The following is a 3,352-nucleotide window of genomic DNA, read 5'->3' as shown; positions in this document are numbered from 1 at the left end:
CCGAGCTTGCTCGCGATGAACGCTGACACGGTCTTGCTTGAAACTTCGGTGTTCTTATCGCGAGCAAGCTTTGCTCCCACAGATTCGGGATAACTGAAGATCGTGTCAGCAATGTTTGCCTGCAAGCTTGACCCCCTGCCTGCAGGCCCGGCCGGTGTTACGGAGTAGCGCTGTCTTTGTAGGAGTCGAGCTTGCTCGCGATGAACGATGATGCGGTCTTGCTTTGAAACTGCGGTGTTCTTATCGCAAGCAAGCTGTGCTCCCACAGATTTGCCATAACCGCAGATCATGTCAGTAATGATTATTCGTGCATTGCCGGATTGCCCCGGGGTCTTGTAACGTCCAGCCGACCCGCTCGGTCACTATAAAAATTCAAACCTGAGCATGCACGAGGGTTTTTACAGGGTGTTCAGGAAAGGTTTTTGAAGCTGCCGATCATTTCTACGTTCAGGAAGATTTGCCATGAAAACCGTTTCATTGGGTTCAGTCTTATCCCTGTTGTGCGTGTCGGTGTCGTTCGCGATGTCGGTCTCGGCAGAAGAAATCACCTTTGTTTCACAGGGCGGGGTGTATCAGGAGGCCCAGACCAAGGCGATCCTGGATCCGGCAGCCAAACGCCTGAACATCACCATCAAGCAAGACAGCGTCCCTGATGCCTTACCCATGGTCAAAGCCCAGGGGTCAGCAGGCAAGCCGGTCTGGGACGTCATCGATACCCCGCCCTCCAACTGCATTCGTGGGGGTAACGAAGGGCTGATCGAAAAACTCGACCTGAGCAAAATGCCCAATGTTCAGGCGATGCCGGAAGCCTATCGCACGCCTTACTCCGTCGCTTACGAGTTCTATTCGTCGGTGTTGGGCTATAACACCAAAACATTGAAGAAGGTCCCGCAGAGCTGGACCGATTTCTGGAACGTGAAAGACTTTCCGGGTACACGCTCATTGCGCAATGACCCGATGGGTACCCTCGAAGCAGCGCTGTTATCGGATGGTGTGCCTCGCGACAAGTTGTACCCGCTGGATGTCGACCGTGCCTACAAGCGCCTCGAACAGATCAAGCCGGATATCGCGGTCTGGTGGAGTTCAGGCGGGCAGTCGGCACAACTGCTCAACGATGGTGAAGTCGACATGCTGATGATCTGGAACGGTCGCGCCAGTGCGGTGCGCAAGGACAATCCTGATGTCGCTTTCACCTATAACGACGGCATCCTGCAAAACACCCAGTTGTGCATCCTCAAAGGTGCTCCGAATTACGCCACAGCGGTCAAGTTCGTCAACGAAGCGCTGTCGCCGGATCTGCAGGCTAACCTGCCGCTCTACATCGACTATGGCCCAGGCAATCCCGCTGCGTTCAGTACCGGGAAGCTCACCGCAGAACGGGCCAAAGAGCTGCCGAGTTCGCCGGATAACGCTGCGAAGCAGGCATTGATGTCCGAAGAGTGGTGGTCATCGCCCGCGGGTATCGCGGCCAAGGATCGCTGGCTCAAGTTTGTTCAATAGGCTGACCTCGTGAAGGCGATCGACTACCTGATTCTTGGCGGCGGTTCGGCAGGCTGCGTGCTGGCGGCACGACTGTCCGAAGACCCTGACAAGCGGGTGTGCCTGATTGAGGCGGGGCGTGATATCTCGGCGGGCAACATGCCTGCCGAAATTCGCAGCCGTTATCCCGGTCGCGCTTATCTGGACGCGCGCAACATCTGGCGTCAACTGACGGCACTGATGGGCAAGCGTTCCAGCGAGCGCCGATACGAACAGGCACGATTGTTGGGCGGTGGCTCGGCTATCAATGCGCTGATGACCAACCGCGGCGCTCCTGACGATTACGATGAGTGGGAGCGACTCGGTGCCAGCGGCTGGAACTGGGACAGCTGTCTGCCGTACTTTCGCAAGCTGGAAACGGACACCGATTTTGACGGGCCATTGCACGGTAGTCAGGGACCGCTGAGGATCCGCCGTACAGCCCAGGATTTTCTCTCACCCTTCGTCCGGGCAGTCATGAGTGCGTTGGGCGACGGCGGGCTGGCGACGAAACCGGACCAGAACGGACCCTGGGAGCCTGGCGTGTTTGTCGGCGCCATTGGCGTCAGTCCTGAAGGGGAGCGAATTCCCACCTCCGTGTGCTATCTCTCTGATGAGGTGCGTCAACGCAGCAATCTGAACATACGCACTGAATGCCTGGTCGACCGCGTGCTGTTCAAGTCTCATCAGGCCGTGGGGGCAAGGATTATCGCTGCGGACGGCACCACAAGTGATGTTTTCGCCAAGGAGGTTATTGTCTGCTCAGGGGCAATCCACAGCCCGGCAGTGTTAATGCGCAGTGGTATAGGCCCCGCTGATGAGCTGATTCAACTGGGGATTTTTGTCGTGGCGGATCGTCCCGGTGTCGGCGGCAACCTCATGGAGCATCCGTCAATTGCGGTCTCTGCCTTGCTCAACAAAGCGGGCCGCACTGCCTTCATCGATGAACATCACGAGCAGGCTATCGTGCGCTTTTCCTCGGGCTTGCCGGACACCGTGCCTTGCGACATGCACGGTGCGATTCTGTCGCGCTCCGGTTGGCATTCGCTGGGCTATCGCCTGGGGACGATGTTCTTCTGGGTCAACAAATCGTTTTCCAGAGGTCGCCTGCGTTTGCGGTCCAGTAATCCGGCTGAGGAACCTGAGGTGAGCTTCAACATGCTCTCTGATACCCGGGATCTGGAGCGCCTTAAACAGGCAATGAAGTTTGGCGCCGCGACCTTGTCAGCGTCTTCGCTCAAGACGCAGTGCAGCGTGGTTTTCCCGTCCAGTTATTCGCCCCGAGTGGCCAAAGTTGCGCAGCCAGGTGTGCTCAATGGCGTGTTGCGCGGTGCCTTGAGCTTGCTACTGGATGTCGCGGGACCGCTTAGGGCATGGCTGATTCACGGCCTGGTTACTCAAGGGGTCACGCTGAAGAAACTGGTTGCCGATGACGCGGCTTTGACCGAGTTCGTGCGGCGCAATGTCGGCGGTACCTGGCATCCTTCCGGCACCTGTCGTATGGGGCGCGTTGATGACCCGCAGGCCGTGACCGGTAGCGATGGGCGCGTGATCGGCGTCCGCGGGTTGCGGGTGTGCGACGCTTCGTTGATGCCGTCGATTCCGTGCGCCAACACCAACGTGCCGACGATCATGATCGCCGAGCGCATGGCTGATTTGATCAAGGCTGAAAGCGCCCAGCAAACATTGCACTTGTAGGTGCGACGTTGGACCGGCCTCGGCCGGGAAGGCGATGTGTCTGACGATACAGGTTTGTCTGCAGCACTGGCCCGGTTGCGAATGAATTCGCTCTCATCAAACGATATGCAAGCTACTGGATTGAAATGCATTTTCT

Annotated in this window: 3 protein-coding genes; 2 read left to right on the top strand and 1 reads right to left on the bottom strand. The window is 57.7% G+C overall.

The window, feature by feature from the left end:
- A partial coding sequence (locus AUC61_RS22045; protein WP_243248298.1) for a hypothetical protein occupies window positions 1–290 on the bottom strand: 290 nt, incomplete at its 3' end.
- Window positions 291–462: 172 nt separating this feature from the next.
- Between AUC61_RS22045 and AUC61_RS22040 the strand changes: the two genes are divergently transcribed.
- Together AUC61_RS22040 and AUC61_RS22035 are read left to right on the top strand one after the other, a co-directional pair.
- Complete coding sequence (locus tag AUC61_RS22040; RefSeq protein ID WP_243248296.1) at window positions 463–1,500, top strand: ABC transporter substrate-binding protein; 1,038 nt, start codon at window positions 463–465, stop codon at window positions 1,498–1,500.
- A gap of 9 nt (window positions 1,501–1,509) precedes the next feature.
- Window positions 1,510–3,216 (top strand): GMC family oxidoreductase, encoded by a 1,707-nt coding sequence (locus AUC61_RS22035; RefSeq protein ID WP_243248294.1) that lies wholly within the window; start codon window positions 1,510–1,512, stop codon window positions 3,214–3,216.
- The last annotated feature ends 136 nt before the right edge of the window (window positions 3,217–3,352 follow it).

It is taken from the genome of Pseudomonas maioricensis (genome assembly GCF_022790535.1).
GTDB classification, from domain to species: Bacteria; Pseudomonadota; Gammaproteobacteria; order Pseudomonadales; family Pseudomonadaceae; genus Aquipseudomonas; species Aquipseudomonas maioricensis.
This window is presented reverse-complemented; position numbering and strand designations above follow the sequence as displayed.